Here is a 24,156-nt window from a genome sequence, read left to right as displayed (position 1 = left end):
AGGAGAAGCCTTCATCCATTCAAAAGAGGGCATTAAATAAATCTCAAAATTATATGTTAGGAAAAAGAGTAATTTTAGGAATGTTGGCTATCGTTGCGTTTTTGAATTCCTGTGATCAGCCTAAAAAAGAAGTACAAGAAACTAAATCTGAAGAAAATGAAAATGTTCAGAAGATAATTGATGAACTGGGTTTGGAGTATGTAGAGGAGGGTGCAAAGGAAGTAATTACCTATGAAGAGGTAAATGCCGCCCAGCAAGCTTGGTGTGATGCTCTAGTGAAAATTGGTCAGTTGAAAGAAGAAGGTGGCGACTACGTAGCTTTTGCTGAGCAAGTACTTTCAGAGGCTTATAACTATGACCATGGGAAGGTGTTCTTCAAGCCAACCTTGGCCTATGGTGACCAAACATTCAGATCCAGCAAAAAGGGCGCTCTTGCGTATTTTGTAGGAGGTGATTCAGATTATCCTCAAGATAATGGGTTTGCATTGAAGCCTTGGGTCAAAGCTAGATATGATAATTTGGGTGACGGAAATGAAGGAATCCAAATCTATGGTTCAGTTGCTATCACGATGGGGAATGTCTGGGTGACAGACAAAGACGGGGCAGAAGTGATGGTCGACAAAACTTGGGTTTTCAAGAAGGGTGATGATGGTAAACTTCGGATAATTGTCCATAAGTCAGCTTTGCCTTTTGTGCCAAATTAATGATACAAATGAATTTAAAGACAATGATTGGAATGTAAAGAACAATATGTTTTCATCAACTTCATAAAATATAGAAATAGGTGAGTGAAGAAATTTCTTTCACCTATTTCTTTTTATTGCTAAAAAAGGAGTGTTTTGGTGGGGTTTTACTTTTTCAGCTTGTAGACATAGTTTTCGCCGTTTCGATTGATTTTGAGATAATATAGACCATTTTGTAAGTTCTTGGTGTCAAGACGGAATGAATAGTTTTCCATATTACTTGAGTTGCTGAAAATTGTTCTACCATAATTATCCGTCATTGAAACATAGATTTCGCCGAGATTTTTGGTTTGGATAAAGATTTCATCGGTGAAGGGATTTGGATAGACTTTTACTGACCAACTTGGGTTGAAATCTACTCGGATGACTTTCGAAAGATTGGTTTTGCCATCAAAGTCTACCTGCTCGAGTCTGTAGTAGTTGTTTCCAGCCATAGGCTGTTCGTCCACGAATTCATAACTGCTGACCTCATCGGTATCTCCTTGCGCTGCAACAGATCCTAGATTGATCCATGAATTGGCATTTTTTGATCTTTGGATGATGAATTTTTCGCTGTCTCTTTCTTTTGCGGTGGACCACTTCAGTAGAGCTTGATTAGTTTCAGTGATTTTCCCTTCAAATGACAGCCAATCAACAGGTAGGTTTATGAAAGGTTCTGTATCAATACTTGATTCATTATTATCAAGATTGTCTTCTGGAATTCCAGATTGACTATATACCCTGACGGTGTTGTTGTAAATGTTTGCACCTATGATTTGTAGTATGAGAACAGTTATTTCTAGAGTAGCAGTTTCTCTGTATTCAAGTTCCCCGATATCCCAGCGCATCGGGATAGATTGACTGTCAAATGCGCCTTTGGAAACGCTGTGTCTTAGATATTGAAATCCACTAGGCATAAATTCATCAAGAAAAACTTCTCCAATGCTACTATACTCCAGATTTTCTACTGTGATGATGAATGTTATTTCATCTCCGATTTTCGGTTTTATATCTTCTTCTTTGACAAGCTTTATGGCAGCTAAGTCATAATTAATTGGTCTGATACCAAAATTTGCATTCGTGAGCGATGCGTTATTGATGACAATTGATCGGAGATAACCATCTACTGTGCCGTCGCTACCTTCTCCCGTACCTATAAATTCTCCTGTACTTTCGTAATATAGTGGTAGAATTTGTTCTGGAGCAAGTTCCCCTAGAGTAGGGATTGCAGTGGTTAGAAATATGTCAAATGTGCCATTTGGTACATCATTTATGGTATATGTTCCATCAGATTGGATAGTAGCAAAGCTTACTACAATATTTTGATCGTTAACTAATACTGCATAAAAGTCAGGTATATTTACGCCAGTTCCATTTACAGCATTGTCTTGTAGCGCATTCAGGTCCTCGAAAACATTGCCTGAGATGGATAGGAAAGTGAATCCACTGGATCTTCGGACCACTCTATAGAAAGAAGCTGTCCATGTATTAATAGTTTTATTGTTGCTGAAGCCATTATCTCCAGTTGCCCACCAGATATGATCGGGGCTTTCTACTCCAGTTACATTCACTTCTATTGATTGCGGGCTATCAGATGGAGTGAAGCCTGTGCGGGGAATCAAGGAATCATCCCAAAAAATAAAATCTCTCCCAGGATCGCCAGGCCTGACATTATCTACATAAATCCCTAAGCATTGTTCTAGGTCATAGATTGGGAAGTGTACTGGGAAAAAAGCCACTGAGGCAATGAAGTTCACTTCACCTCCGCTGGGGAGTTCTATTCCGTTGGCATCTTCACCATTCCAATAAATCGTATAGTTACCAGGGCTTTCATAGATCTGAGAGAGAATTACGTCTTCATTGCTGTCAAATTCCCCATTCCCATTGATATCAATGAGAATATCGACTATAGCTGGCAGGTCAATGCTGATGTTCACATTTGCTTCGCCTCCTGTAGATGGAGCTGCTTTTTCGCTGTAAACAATATCAAGTGTAGCTGTAGGAGGGGCGGTTGTCTGCCAAATGCTTGGGTCAGGGTCGTTGATGAATAGTGGGTATTGAAAGTTATTTTGTGAAGGTGTTTCAATTGACTTTCGGTTTTCTTCATAAGAAAGGTTACTTCTTGGGCCATCTTGATTTGCAAAGAAATTTGTCCAACCACCTGAAGAGCCAGGGAATTTTATTCTTTTGACAAAGTAATCGTCAGTACTAACCGTGTATGTATTGTCAATAGGTACAAAGAAGCCAAAGTCTTCATGAAAGGAATATGCATCTGCTTGCCCTTTGTTTAATATAGTTAAATTATTGACAGATATATTAGCTCTTGAATTTGATACACTCCAATATCTACAATATACCCTTCCTTTATGTTCGGTATAAGTTGGCGAAACACCAGAAGCTACAGTTATGTCCCAAAAATTAATGTTAAAGCCAGCCGCAATTATTGAGTTATCAAGATTGCTGATTTCAACCCAAAATGCTCTGTCGGCACCAGTATTGTTTGTGAAGGAATGTCCAGTATACCCATTTCCTGTCACTTGTCGTGGGCCTTGTTCTGCTGCCAAACCACTTTCAGGTCTTCCTGTAATACCTCCAGCTGAGCTTGCATCATAATCGATTGATGTTCTTTCGACTCTTCTTGTGACCGAAGTGCCTTCAGGAAAAAATCCTGTTGAAGTAGGGTCATAAAACCATTTGACTCTTATGTTTCCAGTGGATCCACCCCTTCTAAATCCCCAAAAAACAGTTTCACCTTGCTTTACATAAACATAAAGTCTGTGTCCAGGATTGTAGCCATTTACGCCAGAAGGGATCATCATGCTTCCCCTAGTTCCATAGCCCTGAACTCCAGTACTAGCTGGCACCCAAAGCATACTTTGTCTGTTTGTTGCTGTCCCCCAGTCTCCTGATCCTTCTGCTTTCGTTTCCCTTACTTGTGTCCCCAGTGATACAATAAAAAATAATACTACAGCAAATATTTTGACGTACCTGTTATGTGAAAAGCATGAATATGTAAAGACAGATGCTTCCATTTTAAAATCAAATTTAGCTTATGGTTTGGGGTGATTAATCTTGGGTGATAAATTGACTGATTTCAAATATCTTATAGTCAATACAATAAAACAAATCGTTAGTTTACAAAGCTATTTTGAGTATGTGAAAAGCAAAAATTTTTGTGTGTCGAAAAAGATTATTTAGAATTAAAAAAAAGTATTTATTCACTTCTAAAAAATAAACCCCTAAGCTGTAAAGCCTAGGGGTTTTATATTCTATTTAGTTCAGCTTTTAATTTGTTGGGCAAACAGTGATTTTAACTACAAATCATCCTTTTTCAATGCCCTTTGACTGACTTCATGTCAGCATCAAAGGATTGAAAGGAGGCTTTTTATCCGTTCATACTGATCAAAAACTCTGCGTTGTCTCTTGTACCACGCATTCTTTGAAGTAGGAATTCCATTGCTTCTTGTGAGTTCATGTCGGACATCAGCTTGCGGAGAATCCAAACTCTCTGCATTTCCTCTTTGTCCATCAATAGATCTTCTCTTCTTGTTCCTGATCCAGGTACGTCGATAGCAGGATAGATTCTTCTGTTTGAAAGCTTTCTGTCAAGTGCTAGCTCCATATTGCCAGTCCCTTTGAATTCTTCAAAGATTACTTCATCCATTTTCGAACCTGTCTCTACCAATGCTGTAGCGATGATAGTCAATGATCCACCATTTTCTACATTTCTCGCCGCACCGAAGAATCTCTTTGGCTTGTGCAATGCATTCGCATCAACACCACCCGAGAGGATCTTTCCTGATGAAGGGACTACAGTATTGTAGGCTCTTGCCAATCTGGTGATGGAGTCTAATAGGATAACCACGTCATGACCACATTCTACCATTCTCTTGGCTTTTTCCAAAACGATAGATGCAACTTTTACATGTCTGTCTGCTTGCTCATCAAAAGTGGAGGAGATCACCTCAGCTTTTACCGAACGAGCCATGTCCGTTACCTCTTCTGGTCTTTCGTCGATCAATAGGATCATCAAATGAACTTCAGGATGGTTTTGGGTGATTGCATTGGCGATTTGTTGCAAAAGCACAGTTTTACCTGTTTTTGGCTGCGCCACGATCATCCCTCTTTGGCCTTTACCGATAGGAGCAAAAAGATCCAAAATCCTTGTAGAATAATTGTCCGCTCTAGTGGTTAGGTTTAATCTTTCTTCCGGGAAAAGAGGAGTAAGGTATTCAAAAGGAATCCTGTCTCTGATTTCTTCGGTAGTCTTACCATTTACAGTAATGACTTTTAGCAATGCAAAATATTTCTCCCCTTCTTTTGGAGGTCTGATGGTGCCTTTGATATGGTCACCAGTTTTTAGACCAAAAAGTTTGATTTGTGATGGAGAAACGTAAATATCATCTGGAGAAGCGAGGTAGTTGTAATCCAGTGATCTCAAAAAGCCGTAGCCTTCTGTCATGATTTCCAATACTCCTTCGTTTTCTATAATCCCTTCAAATTCCTTCGGGCTCACATAAGTTTTTCTCTTGTTGGGAACAACTTCTGCAGTTGGGATATGTACTTCTTCTATATCCTTGATGTTTTTCCTTCTTGGAAGATCTACTTCCGCAGCAGGTGTAGAAGGGGTTTCAATTTCATCGATTACCTTTTTCCTTGGCCTGATGAATTTTGGTTTTTCATCTTCAGCGGTTGCTGTAGGAGTTTGTTTTTTTGGTTCTGGATTCGGAGTAGGAGCAGGAGCTGGAGTAGTTTCAGCTTTTGGCTTAGGAGTTTGCTCTCTTTTTGGATGCTCTCTTTTCTCTGGAGCATTTTCCTTTTGGTCTTTTTTCGGCTCGCGAGCTTCTTTTGGACGTGGAGTAGGTTTCTCCTCAGGTTTGGATTCTTCTTTTGGAAGCTCCGTTACGTTTTGTCTTCTAAACTTCGGTTTGCTGTTAGCTTCTTCGGCTTTTGGGGATTCTGCTACTGGAGCTTTTGATGATTCCTTTTCAGCTGCCGGTTTTTGTTCAGGCTCTACTGTAGATGGCTTTTTCTTAGGGAGCGCCTTTTCTGGGGTGATGGCTTGTTGATCTAAAATTGCATATACTAGATCGTCTTTTTTGAGTGTCTTAAAATTTTTGACTCCCAACTCCTCTGCGATTTCTTTCAATTCAGAAAGAAGTCTGATCCTTAATTCTTCTATGTTATACATAAAAAGCTTATGATGTTGATTAATTTACTAAAGATGTTTATTGATAAACTTGTATTGAGTATTACTGAACTGAATTAAAAATATATTCAGGATAGTATAAAATCCACGGGGAGAGGATTTTGAAATACTGTGACGCCACAATATTACACTTTACATTCTAGATACGCAAACTTTTCCCTGATGGACTTATTTAATTATGAGATCAATTGCCTCAATACTTTTATAGACTTCCAACTGCCATTGTCTTCCAAATGTTGCGAATAAAAAATCAAAAAATGGTCTAATAGTCCTTTTCTAACAGATGAGGGGATGTTTTTTTTACAATAAAATGAGTTTTCAAATAGAATGTCAAGCGCTTTTTTCTCTTCCAAAAGCTGTGCAGGTGAGTTGATGTCATGCATGATTTCATCAAAAAAAGATGCGGAATCACTCGGCGAAAAACCCAAATAGGATGACATTTCCAACAAAAAGACAATTGGAAAGAGTGATAATCTACAGTCTTTGCTATCCAAATGCATCATCGCTGCTTCCAGAAAGTCGTATAATGCGTCGTTTTGGTAATTTTCATATATCGATTTTGCCAAAGCTTCAGCTACAAACATTGCAACACCGGATCGGATAAAATCAAAAGGGATCAATTGATAGGGGTGAAGGATTTTTGCTTCAGAAATGCGGTTGAGACCTGCACCTTCTTTGTCATAGACTACTAAGTCCAGTTGTGTCAGTGGTTGGTAGAGTGCGATTTTTGATTTTCCTGTGCTACTTCTTACACCATTGATGATATAGGATTTCAGTCCAAGCTCCCGAGTGAAGATCTTGACAATGATCGAAGTTTCCTTATATCGAATATAGGAAATGACTATCCCACTCGTTTTTTTCTGCATTATCTTTTACACCAGTAGCGATTTATAATATTGTTTGAAGTTCATTTCAAGTTCTGTTGACTTAAGGCTGTCGTCAGTTGACGAGTATCCGCAACACAAAACCCCCTTCTTAGCCAATGTGCAACATTACGGATACTCATACTTTTTTATCTTCATAGTAGCACTTTCTACATCTTGCTTCATAGCTTTCTTTTTCGCCAAGTACGACTTTTTCTTTGGTGTCCGAAAGTCTGAATGAATAGGATGCCAAATCCCCACACTTCATACAGATTGCATGGACTTTTGTTACATATTCTGCAATAGCAAGAAGTTGCGGCATTGGTTCAAAAGCTTTTCCTTCAAAATCCATGTCGAGTCCAGCAAGGATTACGCGCTTACCCGAGTTTGCCAATGTGTTTGCGACATTAATGATTTGATTGTCAAAAAACTGCACCTCATCTATTCCCACCACATCACAATCTCCTGCCAAAAGTATAATATCATCCGCAAAATTTACAGGAGTAGAACGAATTGCATTTTCATTGTGCGAAACCACATCTAAGTCATGGTATCTCGTATCTATAGATGGCTTGAAGATCTCAACCTTTTGTTTGGCTATCAAGGCCCTGTTGAGACGACGAATCAATTCCTCAGTTTTTCCGGAAAACATCGATCCACAGATCACTTCGATGTGACCTTTTTTATCCTTTTTATTTTTGGCACCGATAAATGGCTCTATAAACATGTTTGTATTTTAAATTTTTTTTATAGACTTGAGAGGTGATACTTGAGAGGTGATACTAGAGATATGACACATTAGATTTGAGACAAAAGACTACTCACTTTTTACAGGTTAACTTTGCCTTCCAATTTAATGTACCAAGTCCAAAGTCCAATGTACAAAGACCGACTTGAGGGGATACCTAACCTTCCAACATTACAACTTTCGAACCTTCCAACCAATCTTTTAATCTTCCAATCCGCCACGGCGGACAAGTTCTTCCAATCTTTTAGAACCAAGTACCAAGTCTAAAGAACACCTATATTGCAAGACCTACCTAACCTTCCAACATTGCAACCTTCGAACCTTCCAACCAATCTTCCAATCTTTTAATCTTCCAATCCGCCACGGCGGACAAGTTCTTCCAATCCTTTAATCTCCCCACCTAACTCACAAAGCTTCACCCGCTATAGTCCATGTGAGGAAATTTATTTTGCTCGGCTACTCGGATTCGAAGGGTGCCAGATTTCAGTTCTGCTTGGCAAGTTAATCTTTCGTTGAGTTTTAATCTTTCATTTTCTCGGAAAATTTCTTCCCGATCTGTCAATGGGCTCAAATTTTCAATACCTTCCTCAATGATCATTTTACAAGTGGTACATCTTCCTTTTTTACCGCAAGCATGCATCCAATCGATGTAGTTTTCATGAATTAATTCTATAACTTTACGATTACTTTCAGACGAGATTATTTCTTTGTGATTAAGATTCTCGATGATTATTTTCAGCATGATTTCTGCTTCACTTTAATGTAAAATACCAAATATGAGTATCAAAATTAACAGCAAATATTTAGAAAACTACGCTTTAGGATTCGCCAAAAAAGTTTGTGACCAATATTTTTCTTCCAAACAATATATGACTGGGACAGAAATCCTTAAGTTGACCGACAGCAAGCAAGTTAATTTCTTCGTCATCAAATCCCTTTTTGAAGCTTGGCATGTAGAGTTAGAAAAATTGAAAAGCAATCCCTTTTTCGATTATAGAGACAATTCAGTTCACCAGGCATTGAATGAATTCATGAATGTGCTCTCTAGGTCTATCAAAATCGATAGGGGGAATTTTGAGCCTCTTCTGGGTGAAGCAGTTGCTTTTTCGGTGATTTTGGCTTTGGATCCTCTTTCTTTTTTTCGCGGTGAAATAGACAAATCCTCAGGATCGAGTGTGAATGATTTTCTCAAAGGAAATGAGAAATACTACAAGTGGAATCATTCTCTAATTGCCAACCTGATAGATAGGGCTGGAATAAGTCAATCAGCTGATGCGTATAAACAAGCTTTGAGATTAAATTTCGAGCAGCAAAAAGATCAGTTGACTAGACCTGAAGATTATCTTGCCGAATTAAAAAATATTTTCCATTTGGATTTGGATATCTTGTTCGAAAAGGTAGCGGAAAAGGCTGAAGGACCTATCATAGAAGAAAGTGCACAGACCAAGGAAGAGGCTCTCGTTGAGGAAGATTTGATGGCTGAAGCAGTTGTGAAGCAGGAGGTAGTAGAGCCAGAAAACGTGGATAATTCCTTGGTGGAAGAAATTCAAGAAACTATCCAGTCTCCAGAAAAAGACGAAGAACGCTTCGAGGAAGAGTCTATACCAAATATACCTTCGCAATATAAAGTAGCATCAGCTGCTAAGTTGATAGATCCACTTCAAGCTTGGGAAAAGTTCGAATCTGAGCAGTACAGTGTGATGAAAGGTAGTGTTGGTGAACTTTCTGAAAATGTTGGGATCAATCAGAGGTTTATGTTTACCAAGGAGCTTTTTGATGGAAACCCAGACTTGATGAAGCATGCTTTGAAATCTATTGATCAATGCGATAGTTTTATGTCTGCTATTACATTGATCAATGAAAGATATGTTGGGGAACTTGATTGGGATAAAAATTCAGAAGCAGTAGAGGAATTTCTTCAGCTTGTCTTTAGAAAATTTGATCAAAGGGGTTAAGCCTCTCCATTTTCTACAAAAGCCTCAAATGAAATTATTCATTTGAGGCTTTTTTGTTTTTCCGTAGGGCGGTCGAAGTCCATAATTTTCTATTTATCCAAGTAATCTACCATTACTAATACTAGTCTTTGTTTGATCTAAACAAATCCTTACTTTTTGGTCACTTTCAAATTCCCGAGTCTATATAGGTTGCTTTATTCTACCTATTCTATTCTTCAACCAACATAATTATGATAAAACAAATACAAAAAGTAAGTCAGTTAGGATTGTTCCTGCTGGTTTTAATGGTCATTGGCCTGCAAGTTGCAATGGCCCAAACTATCCCTACCCCCAAGGAGCATTTTGGGTTTGGATTGGGAGATGATTACCATATTTCCACTTATTCACAAACAGAGGCTTATTTCAAGAAAGTAGCTGAAATTTCCGACAGAGCGAAATTGGTTTCTATTGGAAAGACAGAAGAAGGAAGAGATCAGTGGATGATGATCGTGACTTCTCCAGAAAACCACAAAAACCTGGACCGCTTCAAAGATATTTCAGTCAAAATGGCTCGAGCAGAAAACCTCACCGAAGCTGAGGCACGTGACTTGGCTGAAGAAGGGAAAGCTGTAGTTTGGATAGATGGTGGTTTGCACTCGACAGAGACTGTCGGTACTCACCAACTTACAGAGACCATATATAATGTGTTGACCAGAGATGATAAAGAAAACCAAAGGATTCTTGACAATGTAGTGATCCTATTTGTACATGCGAATCCTGATGGACACCAAAAAATTGGGGATTGGTACATGAGAAATGAAGTGCCTGAGAAAAGGAGTCTTTCTGGCCTTCCCGTTTTGTACCAAAAGTACATTGGTCATGACAACAACAGGGATTTCTATATCCAAAATATGAAAGAGTCTGTGAATATGGGACACCAACTATTTGTAGAATGGATTCCACAAGTCATGTACAATCACCATCAGAGAGGGCCGGCAGGTTCTGTTTTGGCAGGTCCTCCATACAGAGATCCATTCAATTATGTGTTTGACCCAATGATGGTAACAGGAATAGACGCAGTAGGTGCAGCAATGTACAACAGACTGAATGCCGAAAACAAACCAGGATTTACAAGAATGAATGGTTCTACTTTTTCCACTTGGTACAATGGCGGTCTGAGAACTACAACGCACTACCATAATATCATCGGAATCCTGACAGAAATCGTAGGTGGGCCAAATCCAGAATCAATCCCTTTGGTGCCAGACAGGTTGATTCCTAATGCAAACACACCATTCCCTGTCACCCCTCAGGAGACTTGGAAGTTCCAGCAATCAATTGACTATTCTGTTTCTCTGAACTATGCGGTATTGGATTATGCAGCTAGAAACAAGGACCATCTTTTGTACAATATTTACAGTATGGGTAAAGGCTCCATTCAGAGAGGAAGCGAGGATTATTGGACTCCTTTCCCAAAGAAAGTAGAAGCTATCAAAACTGCTTATGCTGAATCACAAAAGAATAGCCAAGGTGGATCAAGATGGGGGATACCATCAGTGTTTTATGATAGCATTTACCAAGCCAAGGAAAAGAGAGACCCTCGCGGATTCATCATTCCTTCTAATCAGAAAGATTTCCCGACTGCTGTGAAATTCATCAATGCCCTTATCAAAACTGGTATTCGTATAGAAAAAGCAACAAGCCAGTTTTCAGTAAATGGGAAAAATTACCCTAAGGGATCTTATGTAGTCAAGACAGATCAGGCATTCAGACCCCATGTGATTGACATGTTTGAGCCTCAGGATTATCCAAATGATTTTCAGTATCCTGGAGGACCTCCGATTCGCCCATATGATGCTGCAGGTTGGACATTGGCTTATCAAATGGATGTTGAATTTGACAGAATCTTGGATGGGTTTGATGGTCCATTTGAGACATTGGCTTATGGAGAATTGGAATCACCAGAAGCTTTGCCTCTTTCTGAGTCGAGAAATGGCTTCTTGATTAGTAGTGTTCACAATGATGCTTTTGCAGTTGCAAATGAATTGTTGAAAAAAGGTATCAAAGTTTCAAGAACAACTTCAGCCGTAGAAGGGATGCCTTCAGGGTCGTTTTACATTCCTTCAAATGGATACAAAGTCTTGGCAGATTATGGAAAGCAATTTGGTTTGGAAATCAAATCTACCAAATCACAACCAACCGATCTATTGGCTATCAAACCCGCTAGAATCGCTTTGTTTGACACTTATGGAGGATCTATGCCAAGTGGTTGGGTGAGGTGGATTTTAGAACAATACAATTTTGAGTTTCAATTGATCTTTGCAAAAGAAATCGATCAGGGGAACCTCAATTCCAAATATGATGCGATCTTGTTTATCAGTGGAGGAATTCCTGGACTTCAAAGCTCAGGTGGATACAGAGGGCCTAGAGAAGAGGATACGCCTGCTGAATATCACCACATGCTTGGATCTATCTCAGCAGACAAGTCTATTCCGCAATTGAAGAAGTTTATGGAAAACGGCGGGAAGGTTGTTGCCATCGGTTCTAGTTCGATACTTGCTTACCATTTGGAATTGCCAGTGAGAAATGCATTGGTTGAGATTCAGAGAGATGGTTCAGAGAAGTCATTGCCTGGAGAAAAATATTATGTACCAGGAAGTGTATTGCAAACAAGAGTGGATACCAAGCAGCCTCTCAATTGGGGATTGGAAGAGAATGCTTATGTTTTGTTTAATAACAACCCTGTTTTTAAATTGAAGCAAGAGGCAAAACTGCAAGGCATCCAAGCATTGAGTTGGTTTGATACCGCGACACCATTGAAAAGTGGATGGGCTTGGGGCGAATCATACTTGGAAGATGGAATTACCGGCTTTGTTGCTCCGGTTGGAAAAGGTGAATTGGTAGTTTACACACCAGAAATCACCTACAGAGCACAATCACACGGAACTTTCAAGATGCTGTTCAATAACCTATACAAGAAGTAATTCTGTAAATCAAAAGTAATCAATCCCAACCTAATCATGCTGTACTAAAGGATGATTGGGTTGGGATTTTTTGTTAGTATGGATTAAGAAAAGGGTTGGGTTTTTTGAGCTAAAGGATTTAAGCAATACTTTAGCTTTGAGTCGTTTAGCTTATGCTTGTAATGTTTGTTGATTTGAAGTGGTAAACTTTCATCCTCATCCCCGTTGACTATAATAATTGTAATCCTTGATCACCTGATCCAAAAATGCCATTGATTTTTCTTCATAAGTGATCTGAAGCAGCTGGGCAGTTTTGTTGGCCAATTTCTGAATCAAACCAAAATCACCACTTTTCAAAGCTTCATTTTTGATTTGCTTGATGTCTTGGACTTGCTTATCGGTAAGGGACAATACTTGAGGATACTTTGGGATGTAATCTTCAGGAATTTCTACCAAAAGTGTGTTTTGAAGATTGGTGACAAATTTTTCTGAAATTACTGTAGTGCCAGCAGCCAGATCACCAATTCTTTGTCCTTTTCCACTAATCAAGATACTCAAAATAGCCAATCCCCCAGAAGTGGCCGAGATGTCCAAAATCCTCAACAGCCATCTGATTAGGAAATCTCCCAGCCCTGCTTTCGAGCCATCAAGTTTGACAACTCTGATTTGCAAAATCATTTTACCGGGTGATTGCCCATCCATCAATGATTCGAAAAGCAAATGGTAAAGCAAAATGGGCAGTCCCAAAACTGCAAAAAACAAATAATTAAAGGAGCCTTCACCCTTTACTTTTGATCCTAAAAAAAGCATCAAGATTACAAACAATACTATAAAGCATCCATCTAGAAGATATGCTAAAATACGGGTACCTACATTTGCAGCGTTTTGATGAATATTAATGTTTTGGGCAGTCTTTATTTGAAATTCCTTCATTTATTATTTTCTTTGGTAAAACTGATGACATAGAATGCGAGAAGCTTCTTTTATTAAGCGAAATAAAGATAAATGGGTAAAATTTGAAAATGCTCTATTATCCAATACACCTATCTCACCGCTGGAGCTTGGAGATCTATACGTAGAGATTACAGATCATTTGAGTTATGCCCAGACTTTTTACCCAAATAGCCAAACGCATATCTATCTAAACCAATTGGCGTCTAAATCTCACCAAAAAATCTACAAAACAAAAAAAGAATCCAAAGGAAGATTCATAAAATTTTATACACAGGAATTTCCTGCCATGTTTTACCAGTATTTACCACAACTTGGGATTGCATTTTTGATCTTTTTGGTATTTTCAATTATAGGTGCTTATTCTGCGGCTACAGATGCTGCTTTCGTTAGGGCTATTATGGGTGACGCCTATGTCAATATGACGCTTGCCAACATTGAAAAAGGAGATCCAATGGCTGTGTATAAACAAATGCAGCAAATGGACATGTTTTTGGGAATTACAATCAATAATATCAGGGTGGCGCTCACAGCATTCTCCTATGGGATTTTATTAGGTGTGGGGACATTCTACATATTGATGCAAAATGCGATCATGCTGGGGTCATTTCAATATTTCTTTTACGACCAAGGATTGCTTTGGGAATCAGCAAGGACCATTTGGGTTCATGGCACGATTGAGATTTCCGTGATCATTGTGGCGGGATGTGCTGGAATTGTACTTGGAAACAGTCTCCTCTTTCCTGGTACTTACTCAAGATTGACTTCGTTGAAGCGGGGAGTTAAAGCAGGTCTAAAGATTTTGATTAGCACAATCCCTTTTTTTATAATTGCAGGCTTTCTGGAAGGTTTTATCACACGAATCACAGATTTACCCGACATGTTTAATATTTCAATTATAATTATTTCTTTAGGCGTAATACTTTTTTATTACGTTATTTATCCTATTCAAATTCATAAAAAATCAAATTAATGGAAAACTATCTACCCTTGCGAAAAAGACGGGAATTGGGGACAATATTGTCGGATACATTTGCTTTTTCTCGAAACAATGTCAAGCAGCTTTATTCAGTTTTGGTAAAAACATGCGGAATTCCTTTTTTGGTGGTAATTCTGGCTTCTGCTTATTATCAATATGTACTGATGAACCCAGAACCAGCTACCGTGGCAGTAGAAATAGGACTTGCATTACTTGCTATGGTCCTGGCTGGAGGGATTTTTTATGCCATCAGCGCAGCTACTGTGTATAGCTTTATCAATGAATACGAGGTAAACAAAGGGCTAGTAAATGAAGCAAATGTGATTGACAACGCAAAAGGGAAATTTGGAGGACTGATTCTTCTAGTCATTGTCTCATATTTTATGCTGGTGTTTGGTTTTGTCTTCTTTGTTATTCCCGGGATTTATTTTTTAGTGCCACTTGGAATTGTATTTCCTTTGATGGTTCTTAGAAATACAAGTGTAGGGTCTTCAATCAGTCAAAGTTTCGAATTGATCAAAGGTTACTGGTGGGTAACTTTCGGGACTATTCTTGTTGTTGTGATTATCATTAGTTTGATTTCAGTTGCTTTTTCAATGCCAGCTTTTATTTATTTGATGATAAAAACAGCTATTGTAGTTTCCCAATCTTCTGTAAATGCTTTAGGAACACCAAATGATTTTATTTATTTGATTTTGGCTACTTTGGGAAATGCAGCGTCATATATTTTGTCCATCATTATGCTGATTGCGCTGGCGATTGTTTATTATGATTTGGATGAGGAGAAAAACAATACTGGAATCAGACAAAAAATCGAAGAGCTGGGGTCTTAAAATGCTTTACAAACTCACTTTCATTCTTTTCTTTATTTCCATATTTACTTCTCAGGCAAGTCAGGATAGTCTTGCTGTGGATTTTGTTTTTGAAAAAGAACAACTGCAGCCTTTTGATCTGGGAGATGATTATGTGGATAGATACCTTGGTGAAAAGGAATTTCAATACATTGAATTGAATGATGGTGAGAATTGGTTTCAAAAGCTCAAACGAAAAGCCAATGAATTACTCGGAAGGGTGTGGAGTTGGGTTATAGGAAATAAAACAGCGGGGAAGTTTTTGAGCTTTTTTATACAAGCGTTGCCATATTTGATTCTGCTGGGTCTCTCGATTTTGATGATTTGGCTTTTTGTAAAGTACGAGAATAGAAAAGTGGCTGAAAATAAATTGAATGGTTCCAAAGTCGCATTTGGGTCAGATGAAGAAATCATCCAAAATCAAGATATTCAACAATTGATCAATGATGCGATTTCCAAAGGGGATTTCAGATTGGCAATTCGCTATTATTATCTTTTGACTTTGAAAAAATTGATAGAAAAGGATTTAATTGAATGGAAAATTCAAAAAACCAATCATGATTATTTTGAAGAGCTATCGGTGGGGCCTCTGAAAGTTCAATTTGTAGAAATCACCAAAATATATGATTACATCTGGTACGGGGACTTTGATTTAGATCAGCTTTCCTTTCAGAAGGCAGAAGGGGCATTTCATAAATTGGATCGTCTGTTATGATGCCAAAATCACAAAAAATATTCATGGGCTTATTGGCCTTCATTATATTGGTTTTATTGCTTCTGCAAGTCAATATGAAGTCTTCCATAGATTGGAGTGAGAGTTTCTTCAAGTTGGATAAAATCCCATATGGTGGAAAGGTCATTTATGATCAATTGTCTGAAAAAATAGCCGAAGAAAGGTTCAAAGAAGTCAATGTGTCTGCCTATGAATGGTTGAATAAAGAACCAGAAGATGGCGTGTTTTTCGGTTTCAATTCATTTTTTTCAACTGATAAATCTGAAATCGAAAAGATACTGGATTGGGTGAGGAGAGGCAATACTTTGTATGTTTCTGCTCGAAATTTCAGTGCTCCTTTATTGGATTCCTTGGATTTGAAGGTGGCTCCATTAGTGGAGCTAGCGAATCTGAAGGAAAGGGCGGAGCTGAACTTTACCGATAAGAGGCTAAAAGCTGTGCAGCCATTTGTGTTTGACAGAACTACACCACTGGATTATTTCTCAGAATTGGATAGTAGCAAAACAGCTGTTTTAGGAACGGCTAAATTCCAAGGATCAAAATCGTCTCCTAAGCCAAATTTTGTCGTGGTGAAGGTTGGTGATGGATTGGTTTATCTTCATACATTTCCATTGGCATTTTCGAATTATTTTCTTTTGGACACAGCAAACAAAGGATACACTCAAGGTGCTTTGGCTTATTTGCCAAATGAAGGGAAATTCTATTATGACAATTACCAAAAGGTAGGGAAGTCTATTTATAGTTCTCCTTTATATCTTTTTCTCGCCAACCCAAGATTGAAAAGCGCTTATTATACAATTGTATTCATGCTTTTTCTTTGGATTGTCTTTGAAGGAAGAAGGAGACAGAGAAGTATCCCAATAGTGCTTCCTTTGGAAAATCAGACAGTTGCTTTTTCTGAGACTATATCTGCGATGTATATGGAACGTGAAGCTTACACAGAGATTTCCAAGCAGCAGATCAATCTGTTTTTGGAGTATTGCAGGACAAATTTTAGAGTGAGGTTTGAAAATTTCGATGACTTAAATGTCAAGGATTTGACAACTCGGGCTAACTGTCCTGAGGATAAAGGCAAAGAGATCTTTGACTTCTTGGCATCTGTTTACTCCAAAGAAAATGTATCAAAGGCAGATGTGATGAAAGTAAATAAATTGATAGAGGAATTTAAATCATACAATAATGGAAGAAAATAGGGAATCAAGTCCAGAAGAAAGCAATGCTTCAATGGATTTTAAAAGTCGCTTGCCTTTGGAAGATTTGTGTAATGCTGTAGGAAAAATCAAATCTGAAATTCAAAAAGTAATTGTAGGGCAGGAAGAGATGATTGACCTACTTTTGGTAGCGATGTTGGCAAAAGGGCATGTTTTGATAGAAGGTGTGCCAGGAATTGCAAAGACGATCACGTCTAAGTTGTTTTCGAAAACATTGCAGGTAGGATTCAGCAGGATTCAATTCACACCTGATCTCATGCCAAGTGATGTGTTAGGGACTTCTATCCTGAATATGAAGCAAGGTGAGTTTGAGTTTAAGAAAGGTCCTATTTTCTCAAACCTTATTTTGATCGATGAAATCAACCGTGCTCCAGCCAAAACGCAGTCAGCACTTTTTGAAGTGATGGAAGAGCGTCAAGTAACGATCGATGGACATACATATCCGATGGATGAACCTTTTATGGTGTTGGCAACGCAAAACCCAATTGAACAAGAGGGGACATATAGCCTTCCAGAGGCTCAGTTGGATAGGTTTTTATTCAAAATCAAATTAGATTACCCTTCCCTTGAAGAGGAGTTTGATATCCTCAAAAGCCACCATGCAAGAAGATCTGATGTCGCAATCGACCAAATAGAGTCGATTTTGGATCCTGAGTCTTTGAAAATCTTCCAAAAATTAACTTCTGAAGTCGCTATTGAAGAAAAAATCTTGAAGTACATAGCGCAGATTGTGGTGAAAACAAGAAATCACCCCAACTTGTATTTAGGAGGATCGCCAAGGGCTTCATTAGCGATCATGAATGCTTCAAAAGCATCTGCGGCCGTAGCTGGAAGGGATTTTGTAATTCCTGAAGATGTTAAGAAAGTGGTGGTGCCAGCTTTGGGGCACAGGATTATTTTGAATCCAGAACGCGAAATGGAAGGAATGACAACTGAAACTGTCATAGATGGCATAGTTCAGTCAGTAGAAATCCCTAGATAAATTGATGCAGTTACTTCGACAACTTTTCTTTGAGCGTAGACTCTATTGGCTATTGGCTGGTATAGCCTTTATCTTTCTGGCTTCCTATTGGGTAGATATCTTTTACCCTGTGGGTTTCGTATGTCTATGGATTCTAGGGTTTTTAGTTGTTGTTGATTTCATCTTTTTGTTTAGGTTGAAAGAGGGTATAAAAGCAGCTCGGATCTTACCAGAAAAATTCTCAAACAGTGATTTCAATTCTGTAAATGTCACTATAAAGAATAACTACAGCAGGCAAATCAAAACTTTCATTCTTGATGAAATCCCTGTCCAATTCCAAAAAAGGGATTTTGGGTTTGGAGAGTCGGTAGAGAAGGATGAAGAAAGGGAATTTCAATACCAGCTACTTCCAAAGACAAGAGGAGAGTATTTTTTTGGTGATTTGCACATTTATGTCTGTTCAATGCTCGGCTTGGTCAAGAGAAGGTATAGCTTCCAAAAAGGACAGATGGTAAAAGTATATCCATCTTTTATTCAGATGCAACAATATGATTTTTTGGCCAGTAATGTTAGAAAGTTTGATCTGGGTTTGAAGAAAATCAGGAGGATCGGACATACGATGGAGTTTGAGCAAATCAAAGAGTATGTACAAGGCGATGATATCAGAAGGGTGAATTGGAAAGCTACGGCCAAGAGTGCTTCGTTGATGATGAATCAATATCAAGATGAAAAATCTCAACCTATTTATTCTGTAATCGATACTGGCAGGGTAATGCAAATGCCTTTTGACGGGTTAAGCTTGCTTGATTATGCAGTAAATAGTACCCTGGCTTTTTCTAATATCGCCCTCAAAAAAGGGGATAAAGCTGGCTTGATTACCTTTTCAAACACGATGCAAAGATCCTTGCCTGCGATCAATCGCAAAACCCATTTGATGAGTATCATGGAAATGCTTTACAATGTGAATACCAAGTTTTTGGATACAGATTATGGGTTGCTTTACAATTGGCTGAAGCAAAAAGTCAACCATCGTAGTATGTTGATTTTGTTTACCAATTTTGAGCATCATTCTGCTTTGGAAAGACAGCTTCCTTACCTCAAGGCTATTGCCAAAAAGCATTTGTTGGTAGTGGTTTTGTTTGAGAACACATTGTTGGAAGAATTGGCAGAAAGACCCACTGAGAAGTTATCTGATATTTTCAATAAAACTGTTGCCGAAAAATTTCTCCATGATAAAAAGCTGATGGCAAAAGAGCTCAATCGGCATGGTATTCAGACGATCCTGACAAAGCCAAGTGAACTAAGCATCAATACGATCAACAAGTATTTGGAGATAAAGGCTAGGGGATTGTTGTAAGATTTTTTTGCCTGATGATTACTTTTGATCAAACTATCGGATGTTTTTTAACCAACATAGGAGGACACAAGGGCTAATGGGATTAATACGAGGTGTTTTTAAAGAATGACATTGTGTACTCCTATGTGAAAAACTTCGTATTCTTCATGGATAGACTTTCAAATCACAAAGTAGGATAAATACTTAACAAAGTGATCCAATGATATGTATATTGTCAGTGACAAATTATTCAAAATTAAATGATGTTTAATTCATTCTCCCCAGCATCTGGATTCTATGTGAATCTAGCTTGATGAAGATAAATAGGAGAATGGTGAATGACCATAGAGAGGAACCTCCATAGCTAAAGAATGGAAGTGGTATTCCAATCACTGGAAATAGCCCGATAGTCATTGCAATATTGACCATAAAGTGGAAGAGCAATATAGAAATAACACAATAACCATAAACTCTTGAAAACCTTGTTTTTTGCCTTTCTGCCATAATTACCAATCTAATTAACAAGGTACAAAAAAGTAAAATGACAATAAAGCTTCCTGCCCAACCAAACTCCTCACCTAAGGTGCAAAAAATAAAATCAGTATGTTGCTCGGGCACAAAATCAAACTTCGTCTGGGTACCTTCGAGGTATCCTTTTCCTAGAAAGCCACCAGATCCAATTGCGATTTTTGATTGGGTTACATTCCATCCAACTCCCAATGGATCAAGATCGGGATTAAAAAGCACCATTATCCTGTTTTGCTGATGTTGTGGTAATTTGGATACCACATAGTCTAAGCTATAGACATAAGCGATCATAAGCAAACCTATGACAACAAAAGAAATGATTCTAGATATTTTCTTTTTCCCTAAAAATATCAAAAAGCCAACTCCCGCAGCAATGGCAAAAACCAAATAGAGATTGTTTTCGACACCCAAAGCAAATAATGATATAGCAATGATTGTCAATGCCAGCACATAATATTTCTGTGGCATTCCTTCTCTATAAAGCATAATGAAAAAAGCAAAAAACACCATTGCTGTTCCAGTATCTGGTTGTAGCATAATCAAGACTATAGGAATCATAATGATAACTAAAGCTTGGAGCTGGTATTTGACTTGGCTAAGATCAAAACTTGGCCTTTCCATATACTTTGCAAGTGCCAAAGCGGTAGCAAATTTAGCAAATTCAGAAGGTTGAATCCTGACAGACCCAAATCCAACCGTAAGTATTTGCCCATTCACTTCTTTTCCTATAAATGGGGTGACAACCAAAAGGATCAAGAAAAACACATACAATATCATTGATAGGTTTTCATACAACCGATAATCAGCAACCATAATCAGCAGGATCATTATTAGGGCAGCTCCAATCCTAACGAGTTGTTGTCCGGAGTTGATCGATAGATCAAAAATACTTTTCGCATTTTGTTCATCGAATACTGCCGCATATATATTAAACCATCCAATTATTACCAAAGAGGCATAGATCAGAATGGTTACCCAGTCAATTTTGTTGATATATAAGTCGTCTTGTCTCAAATCACATGAATTTTCCAGCAATCACATATTCTTCCAAACCCAATCTCTTCACTTCTCTTTTGATGTATTTTTCAATCATCAAACTAGCTGTGCTGGCAGCTGCTCTTCCTCCCCAACCAGCATTCTCTACATACACAGCTATAGCTATTTTAGGATCTTCTTTTGGTGCAAATGCGACGAAAACAGAGTGGTCCTCACCTTGGGGGTTTTGTGCAGTTCCTGTTTTTCCTGCAATAGTGATATCTGGAATAGCTGCCCTTGCAGCAGTTCCATAGATAGCTTCTGCCATTGCGTCTTGGATTAGGTCAAAATGGTGCGCATCGACTCCCACTTCTTTTCTTATCCTGAATTCCTCTTTGATCTTGGTATGGTCTCCGTCTATTGCTTTGATCAGGTGTGGTTGGTAATAGTATCCTTTATTTGCAAAAATAGCAGCAAGATTAGCCATTTGAAGTGGAGTTACCATCATTTCTCCTTGCCCAATAGAAAGGGAATAGATCGTAGAATACTTCCATCTACCCACTCCATAGATTCTATCATAATAGCTGCTAGATGGAATACTTCCACCTTTTTCATTATACATGTCGATTCCAAGTGGACCTCCAAGTCCAAATAGCAAAACGCTCTCACGCCATTTGTCAAGCCCTATTTCCGTGTCCTTGAATGTATTTCTAGACACCTCCTGATTTATCATGGCACGATAAGCTTGGTGATAGTAAGGATTGCAAGAATTTCGGATTGCTCCAAAGAGATTCACAGGGGATGGGTGATTGTGGCAAGCGACCAAAGATCTGTTGCAGGCATATGTAGTGTTTGGAGTCAATACGCCCATTTGAAGTCCTATCAGTGATTGGACAATTTTGAAAATAGAACCTGGAGGATACATTGCCATGATAGGCCTGTTGAACAAAGGCATTTTTTCGTCTTTATTCAAAACGCCATAGTTTGATCCGAACTTAGATCCTGCCAAAAGATTTGGGTCATAAGTTGGTGCGGATATCATCGCTAATATCTCCCCTGTCTTAGGCTCTATAGCGACTACAGAGCCTACTTTTCCCTCCATCAATTTTTCACCATAAAGCTGAAGCTCTAGGTCAATGGTGGAGGTAAGGTTTCTTCCTGCCACAGAGGCAGTGTCATAATCACCATCTTTGAATGATCCTTTGTCCACACCCCGGACATTGACCATTTTGTACTTTACTCCTTTTATACCTCGAAGTTCTTTTTCATAAAATCCTTCTAAGCCACTCAGTCCTACAAAATCACCTTGTCTGTAATACCTCACGGTATCTCTTTCAAGTTGTCTTGCATTGATCTCTCCGATATACCCCAATGCATTAGCAGCACTTGCTTGTGGGTAGGACCTCACCGAACGGGTAGTTACAAAAAGCCCAGGGTAATCGATCAGGTAATCTTGGATTTTCGCAAATTCTGTAGTAGATACCTGCGGGATAAGGATCGATGGTTTTACAGATGAATACTTTCGGGCAGCAGTATATTTTTCTATGAGATCTTCTTTGGCAATATTGAAGATTTCACAAAACCTCGTTGTGTCTTTTACATTAAATTCCTTTGGGATTACCATTAAATCAAAAATCGGATTGTTATAGACCATTATTTTCCCAGTACGGTCATATACCAATCCACGATAAGGATGATCCACAAGTCTTTGTACAGCGTTTCTTTCAGCTCTCTTCAGAAAGCTGTCGTCTAACACTTGTATCATAAATAGCTTTGTCAACAGTACGACTCCTATCAACACAATAACTACGATGATGGTAATCGGTCTTTGTTCGTTCATTATATTCCTCTCCTTCTCCTGTAAAATAACAGTTGAACAATATTACTCATTACAAATACAAAAATAGCACTAGCAATTATTTTTTGAACGACAGGGATAAACAAATCTGTACCCATACTTTCAATAAAAAAGAAAGAAATGTTAAAAATTAAAATAAGTGGCAGACTATAAGTCATAAACCAGCCAAAGCCCATGTTTAATATTGTGGGCTGTAGGTTGTCATCATAGCCACCTGTAGGAGTCAATATTTTTATCCAAGGCCTTCGGATAAATGCAATGATCAATAAACTTGCTGTATGAATCCCTAAGGTGTCATAAAACAAATCCACAATTAAGCCCATCCCAAAAGCAATAAGTAGTGTTGGGATAGTTTTGGTTTCTATTGGCAAAAGGATGAGGTAAATGATGTATAAAAAGCAAAATCCAACACCGAAGAGCACAAGGTTTTTTAATACAAGTGTTTGTATCAAAAGGTAGATAATAAACCCACCGATCAAATAAAAAATCCTACTACCGCTCATTGTTGATTTCTGAATTTAAATATAAAGAATCCAATTCTTCCTCGATGTCATTTTCCACAAGGTAAACATAAGAGACCTTTGTGAAATCCGTTGATAAAGAAACTGTCACGTCCAAATAGTTTGTGTCAGAGCCTTGATTTACCTCTGCGACAATGCCTATGTTTATACCTTCAGGGAATACAGCATTGTAACCTGAGGTTACAATCTTGTCACCTACTTCAATTTTAACATGGCGTGGAATATAAAGCATTTTTGCTTTTTGTGGATCTTTGCCATCCCATTTGATCGAGCCAAATACTTCAGTAGATTCTATTTTGGATGAAATCAAGAGGTCTGTATGAAGTAAGGAAATAACTGTCGAGAAGTTTTTTGACACACCTTTTACTCTTCCTACTACACCTTGCCCATTGAATACACCCATTCCAGGTTTGATCCCTTGGTTTTCCCCTTTATTTAAAGTGAGGTGATTTTGGCTTAACCTAATTGAATTGTTAATTACCTTCGCGCCTTTAAACTCAAATTTAGCCGTTAAGATACTATCAAGCTGTATGAAGGTGCTGTCAGCAGGCTTTTTGTACATTTCTAGCTCTGCCAAAAGTTCTGCATTGGTGTCTACCAGCCTTCTGTTCACTTCTGCAAGGGTAAAATATTCTGAAACATTGTTTTTTACCCCTAAAATCTTGCCGCTAAATTGGTTGGAGCTATTGAAAAAAGCAGAACCTTGTTGGGAATTGAAGGAGACAATCAGCCAAATGGCGATTGCCTCCAAAAAAACAAATAACAGAAAAGCTCTTAAACTGTAAAGAAATAGTAAAATGCGCTGCATCCAGT

The 24,156-nt window shown here is 38.3% G+C and carries 19 protein-coding genes; 9 read left to right on the top strand and 10 right to left on the bottom strand.

What is annotated here, in order from left to right; genetic code table 11:
* Positions 1-53: 53 nt before the first annotated feature.
* The gene (locus MM213_RS07720) at positions 54-704 is read left to right on the top strand and encodes a metal-independent carbonic anhydrase family protein (RefSeq protein ID WP_241411073.1); all 651 of its coding nucleotides are present in this window, start codon (positions 54-56) and stop codon (positions 702-704) included.
* 146 nt (positions 705-850) lie between these two features.
* Here MM213_RS07720 and MM213_RS07715 read toward each other — a convergent pair whose 3' ends face one another.
* The 5 genes from MM213_RS07715 to MM213_RS07695 all read right to left on the bottom strand — a co-directional run bounded on the left by MM213_RS07715 (position 851) and on the right by MM213_RS07695 (position 8,284).
* On the bottom strand, positions 851-3,754 hold the full coding sequence (locus MM213_RS07715; RefSeq protein ID WP_241411071.1) for a T9SS type A sorting domain-containing protein: 2,904 nt from the start codon (positions 3,752-3,754) through the stop codon (positions 851-853).
* 353 nt (positions 3,755-4,107) lie between these two features.
* A complete protein-coding gene (gene rho, locus MM213_RS07710; RefSeq protein WP_241411069.1) occupies positions 4,108-5,913 on the bottom strand; it encodes a transcription termination factor Rho in 1,806 nt (601 codons plus the stop codon).
* 194 nt (positions 5,914-6,107) lie between these two features.
* Entirely contained in the window at positions 6,108-6,797 is a 690-nt protein-coding gene (gene recO, locus MM213_RS07705; protein WP_241411067.1) for a DNA repair protein RecO, read from the bottom strand.
* Between the two features lie 136 nt (positions 6,798-6,933).
* The gene (locus MM213_RS07700; protein ID WP_241411065.1) at positions 6,934-7,521 is read right to left on the bottom strand and encodes a thymidine kinase; all 588 of its coding nucleotides are present in this window, start codon (positions 7,519-7,521) and stop codon (positions 6,934-6,936) included.
* Positions 7,522-7,957: 436 nt separating this feature from the next.
* On the bottom strand, positions 7,958-8,284 hold the full coding sequence (locus tag MM213_RS07695) for a 2Fe-2S iron-sulfur cluster-binding protein (protein WP_241411063.1): 327 nt from the start codon (positions 8,282-8,284) through the stop codon (positions 7,958-7,960).
* Positions 8,285-8,318: 34 nt separating this feature from the next.
* On the opposite strand from MM213_RS07695, the gene MM213_RS07690 reads away from it, so the two are divergent.
* Positions 8,319-9,497, top strand: coding sequence for a DUF8457 domain-containing protein (locus MM213_RS07690; RefSeq protein WP_241411061.1), 1,179 nt, complete (start codon positions 8,319-8,321; stop codon positions 9,495-9,497).
* A gap of 230 nt (positions 9,498-9,727) precedes the next feature.
* Complete coding sequence (locus tag MM213_RS07685) at positions 9,728-12,460, top strand: M14 family metallopeptidase (RefSeq protein WP_241411059.1); 2,733 nt, start codon at positions 9,728-9,730, stop codon at positions 12,458-12,460.
* Positions 12,461-12,655: 195 nt separating this feature from the next.
* On the opposite strand, the gene MM213_RS07680 is transcribed toward MM213_RS07685, so the two are convergent.
* Positions 12,656-13,372, bottom strand: coding sequence for an RDD family protein (locus tag MM213_RS07680; protein ID WP_241411057.1), 717 nt, complete (start codon positions 13,370-13,372; stop codon positions 12,656-12,658).
* 34 nt (positions 13,373-13,406) lie between these two features.
* Between MM213_RS07680 and MM213_RS07675 the strand changes: the two genes are divergently transcribed.
* The 6 genes from MM213_RS07675 to MM213_RS07650 are packed head-to-tail and all read left to right on the top strand — an operon-like array spanning position 13,407 to position 19,482.
* Positions 13,407-14,363, top strand: a complete 957-nt coding sequence (locus tag MM213_RS07675; protein ID WP_241411055.1) for a stage II sporulation protein M — start codon at positions 13,407-13,409, stop codon at positions 14,361-14,363.
* Positions 14,363-15,202: a hypothetical protein gene (locus MM213_RS07670; RefSeq protein ID WP_241411053.1), complete on the top strand. Its 840-nt coding sequence runs from the start codon at positions 14,363-14,365 to the stop codon at positions 15,200-15,202. The genes MM213_RS07675 and MM213_RS07670 overlap by 1 nt, the downstream gene beginning before the upstream one ends.
* A 1-nt stretch (position 15,203) precedes the next feature.
* Positions 15,204-15,935 carry a hypothetical protein gene (locus MM213_RS07665; RefSeq protein WP_241411051.1) on the top strand — a complete coding sequence of 244 codons (732 nt, stop codon included), beginning with the start codon at positions 15,204-15,206 and terminating at the stop codon, positions 15,933-15,935.
* Positions 15,932-17,146 carry a DUF4350 domain-containing protein gene (locus tag MM213_RS07660; RefSeq protein ID WP_241411049.1) on the top strand — a complete coding sequence of 405 codons (1,215 nt, stop codon included), beginning with the start codon at positions 15,932-15,934 and terminating at the stop codon, positions 17,144-17,146. The genes MM213_RS07665 and MM213_RS07660 overlap by 4 nt, the downstream gene beginning before the upstream one ends.
* Positions 17,133-18,146, top strand: coding sequence for an AAA family ATPase (locus MM213_RS07655; RefSeq protein WP_241411047.1), 1,014 nt, complete (start codon positions 17,133-17,135; stop codon positions 18,144-18,146). Before MM213_RS07660 ends, MM213_RS07655 begins: the two co-directional genes overlap by 14 nt.
* A 4-nt stretch (positions 18,147-18,150) precedes the next feature.
* The gene (locus MM213_RS07650) at positions 18,151-19,482 is read left to right on the top strand and encodes a DUF58 domain-containing protein (protein ID WP_241411045.1); all 1,332 of its coding nucleotides are present in this window, start codon (positions 18,151-18,153) and stop codon (positions 19,480-19,482) included.
* 246 nt (positions 19,483-19,728) lie between these two features.
* Here the strand turns inward: MM213_RS07650 and rodA are convergent, their stop codons facing one another.
* The 4 genes from rodA to mreC are packed head-to-tail and all read right to left on the bottom strand — an operon-like array spanning position 19,729 to position 24,151.
* A complete protein-coding gene (rodA, locus tag MM213_RS07645) occupies positions 19,729-21,003 on the bottom strand; it encodes a rod shape-determining protein RodA (RefSeq protein ID WP_241411043.1) in 1,275 nt (424 codons plus the stop codon).
* Position 21,004: 1 nt separating this feature from the next.
* Positions 21,005-22,804 carry a penicillin-binding protein 2 gene (gene mrdA / locus MM213_RS07640; RefSeq protein WP_241411041.1) on the bottom strand — a complete coding sequence of 600 codons (1,800 nt, stop codon included), beginning with the start codon at positions 22,802-22,804 and terminating at the stop codon, positions 21,005-21,007.
* A complete protein-coding gene (locus MM213_RS07635) occupies positions 22,804-23,325 on the bottom strand; it encodes a rod shape-determining protein MreD (protein WP_241411022.1) in 522 nt (173 codons plus the stop codon). The genes mrdA and MM213_RS07635 overlap by 1 nt, the downstream gene beginning before the upstream one ends.
* Positions 23,315-24,151, bottom strand: coding sequence for a rod shape-determining protein MreC (gene mreC / locus MM213_RS07630; RefSeq protein ID WP_241411020.1), 837 nt, complete (start codon positions 24,149-24,151; stop codon positions 23,315-23,317). The genes MM213_RS07635 and mreC overlap by 11 nt, the downstream gene beginning before the upstream one ends.
* Positions 24,152-24,156: the final 5 nt, after the last annotated feature.

Source organism: Belliella alkalica (assembly GCF_022549785.1).
Taxonomy (GTDB): Bacteria; Bacteroidota; Bacteroidia; order Cytophagales; family Cyclobacteriaceae; genus Belliella; species Belliella alkalica.
Note: the sequence above shows the minus strand (reverse complement) of the source record. Positions and strands in the feature narration are given on the sequence as shown.

Excerpts from the sequence above, each read along its gene's own strand:
- mreC (WP_241411020.1), bottom strand. The coding sequence starts at position 24,151 with ATGCAGCGCATTTTACTATTTCTTTACAGTTTAAGAGCTTTTCTGTTA.
- MM213_RS07650 (WP_241411045.1), top strand. The coding sequence starts at position 18,151 with ATGCAGTTACTTCGACAACTTTTCTTTGAGCGTAGACTCTATTGGCTA.
- MM213_RS07675 (WP_241411055.1), top strand. The coding sequence starts at position 13,407 with ATGCGAGAAGCTTCTTTTATTAAGCGAAATAAAGATAAATGGGTAAAA.
- MM213_RS07655 (WP_241411047.1), top strand. The coding sequence starts at position 17,133 with ATGGAAGAAAATAGGGAATCAAGTCCAGAAGAAAGCAATGCTTCAATG.
- MM213_RS07715 (WP_241411071.1), bottom strand. The coding sequence starts at position 3,754 with ATGGAAGCATCTGTCTTTACATATTCATGCTTTTCACATAACAGGTAC.
- recO (WP_241411067.1), bottom strand. The coding sequence starts at position 6,797 with ATGCAGAAAAAAACGAGTGGGATAGTCATTTCCTATATTCGATATAAG.
- MM213_RS07660 (WP_241411049.1), top strand. The coding sequence starts at position 15,932 with ATGATGCCAAAATCACAAAAAATATTCATGGGCTTATTGGCCTTCATT.
- MM213_RS07670 (WP_241411053.1), top strand. The coding sequence starts at position 14,363 with ATGGAAAACTATCTACCCTTGCGAAAAAGACGGGAATTGGGGACAATA.
- MM213_RS07680 (WP_241411057.1), bottom strand. The coding sequence starts at position 13,372 with ATGAAGGAATTTCAAATAAAGACTGCCCAAAACATTAATATTCATCAA.
- MM213_RS07685 (WP_241411059.1), top strand. The coding sequence starts at position 9,728 with ATGATAAAACAAATACAAAAAGTAAGTCAGTTAGGATTGTTCCTGCTG.
- rho (WP_241411069.1), bottom strand. The coding sequence starts at position 5,913 with ATGTATAACATAGAAGAATTAAGGATCAGACTTCTTTCTGAATTGAAA.
- MM213_RS07720 (WP_241411073.1), top strand. The coding sequence starts at position 54 with ATGTTAGGAAAAAGAGTAATTTTAGGAATGTTGGCTATCGTTGCGTTT.
- mrdA (WP_241411041.1), bottom strand. The coding sequence starts at position 22,804 with ATGAACGAACAAAGACCGATTACCATCATCGTAGTTATTGTGTTGATA.
- MM213_RS07690 (WP_241411061.1), top strand. The coding sequence starts at position 8,319 with ATGAGTATCAAAATTAACAGCAAATATTTAGAAAACTACGCTTTAGGA.
- MM213_RS07635 (WP_241411022.1), bottom strand. The coding sequence starts at position 23,325 with ATGAGCGGTAGTAGGATTTTTTATTTGATCGGTGGGTTTATTATCTAC.
- MM213_RS07695 (WP_241411063.1), bottom strand. The coding sequence starts at position 8,284 with ATGCTGAAAATAATCATCGAGAATCTTAATCACAAAGAAATAATCTCG.
- MM213_RS07665 (WP_241411051.1), top strand. The coding sequence starts at position 15,204 with ATGCTTTACAAACTCACTTTCATTCTTTTCTTTATTTCCATATTTACT.
- MM213_RS07700 (WP_241411065.1), bottom strand. The coding sequence starts at position 7,521 with ATGTTTATAGAGCCATTTATCGGTGCCAAAAATAAAAAGGATAAAAAA.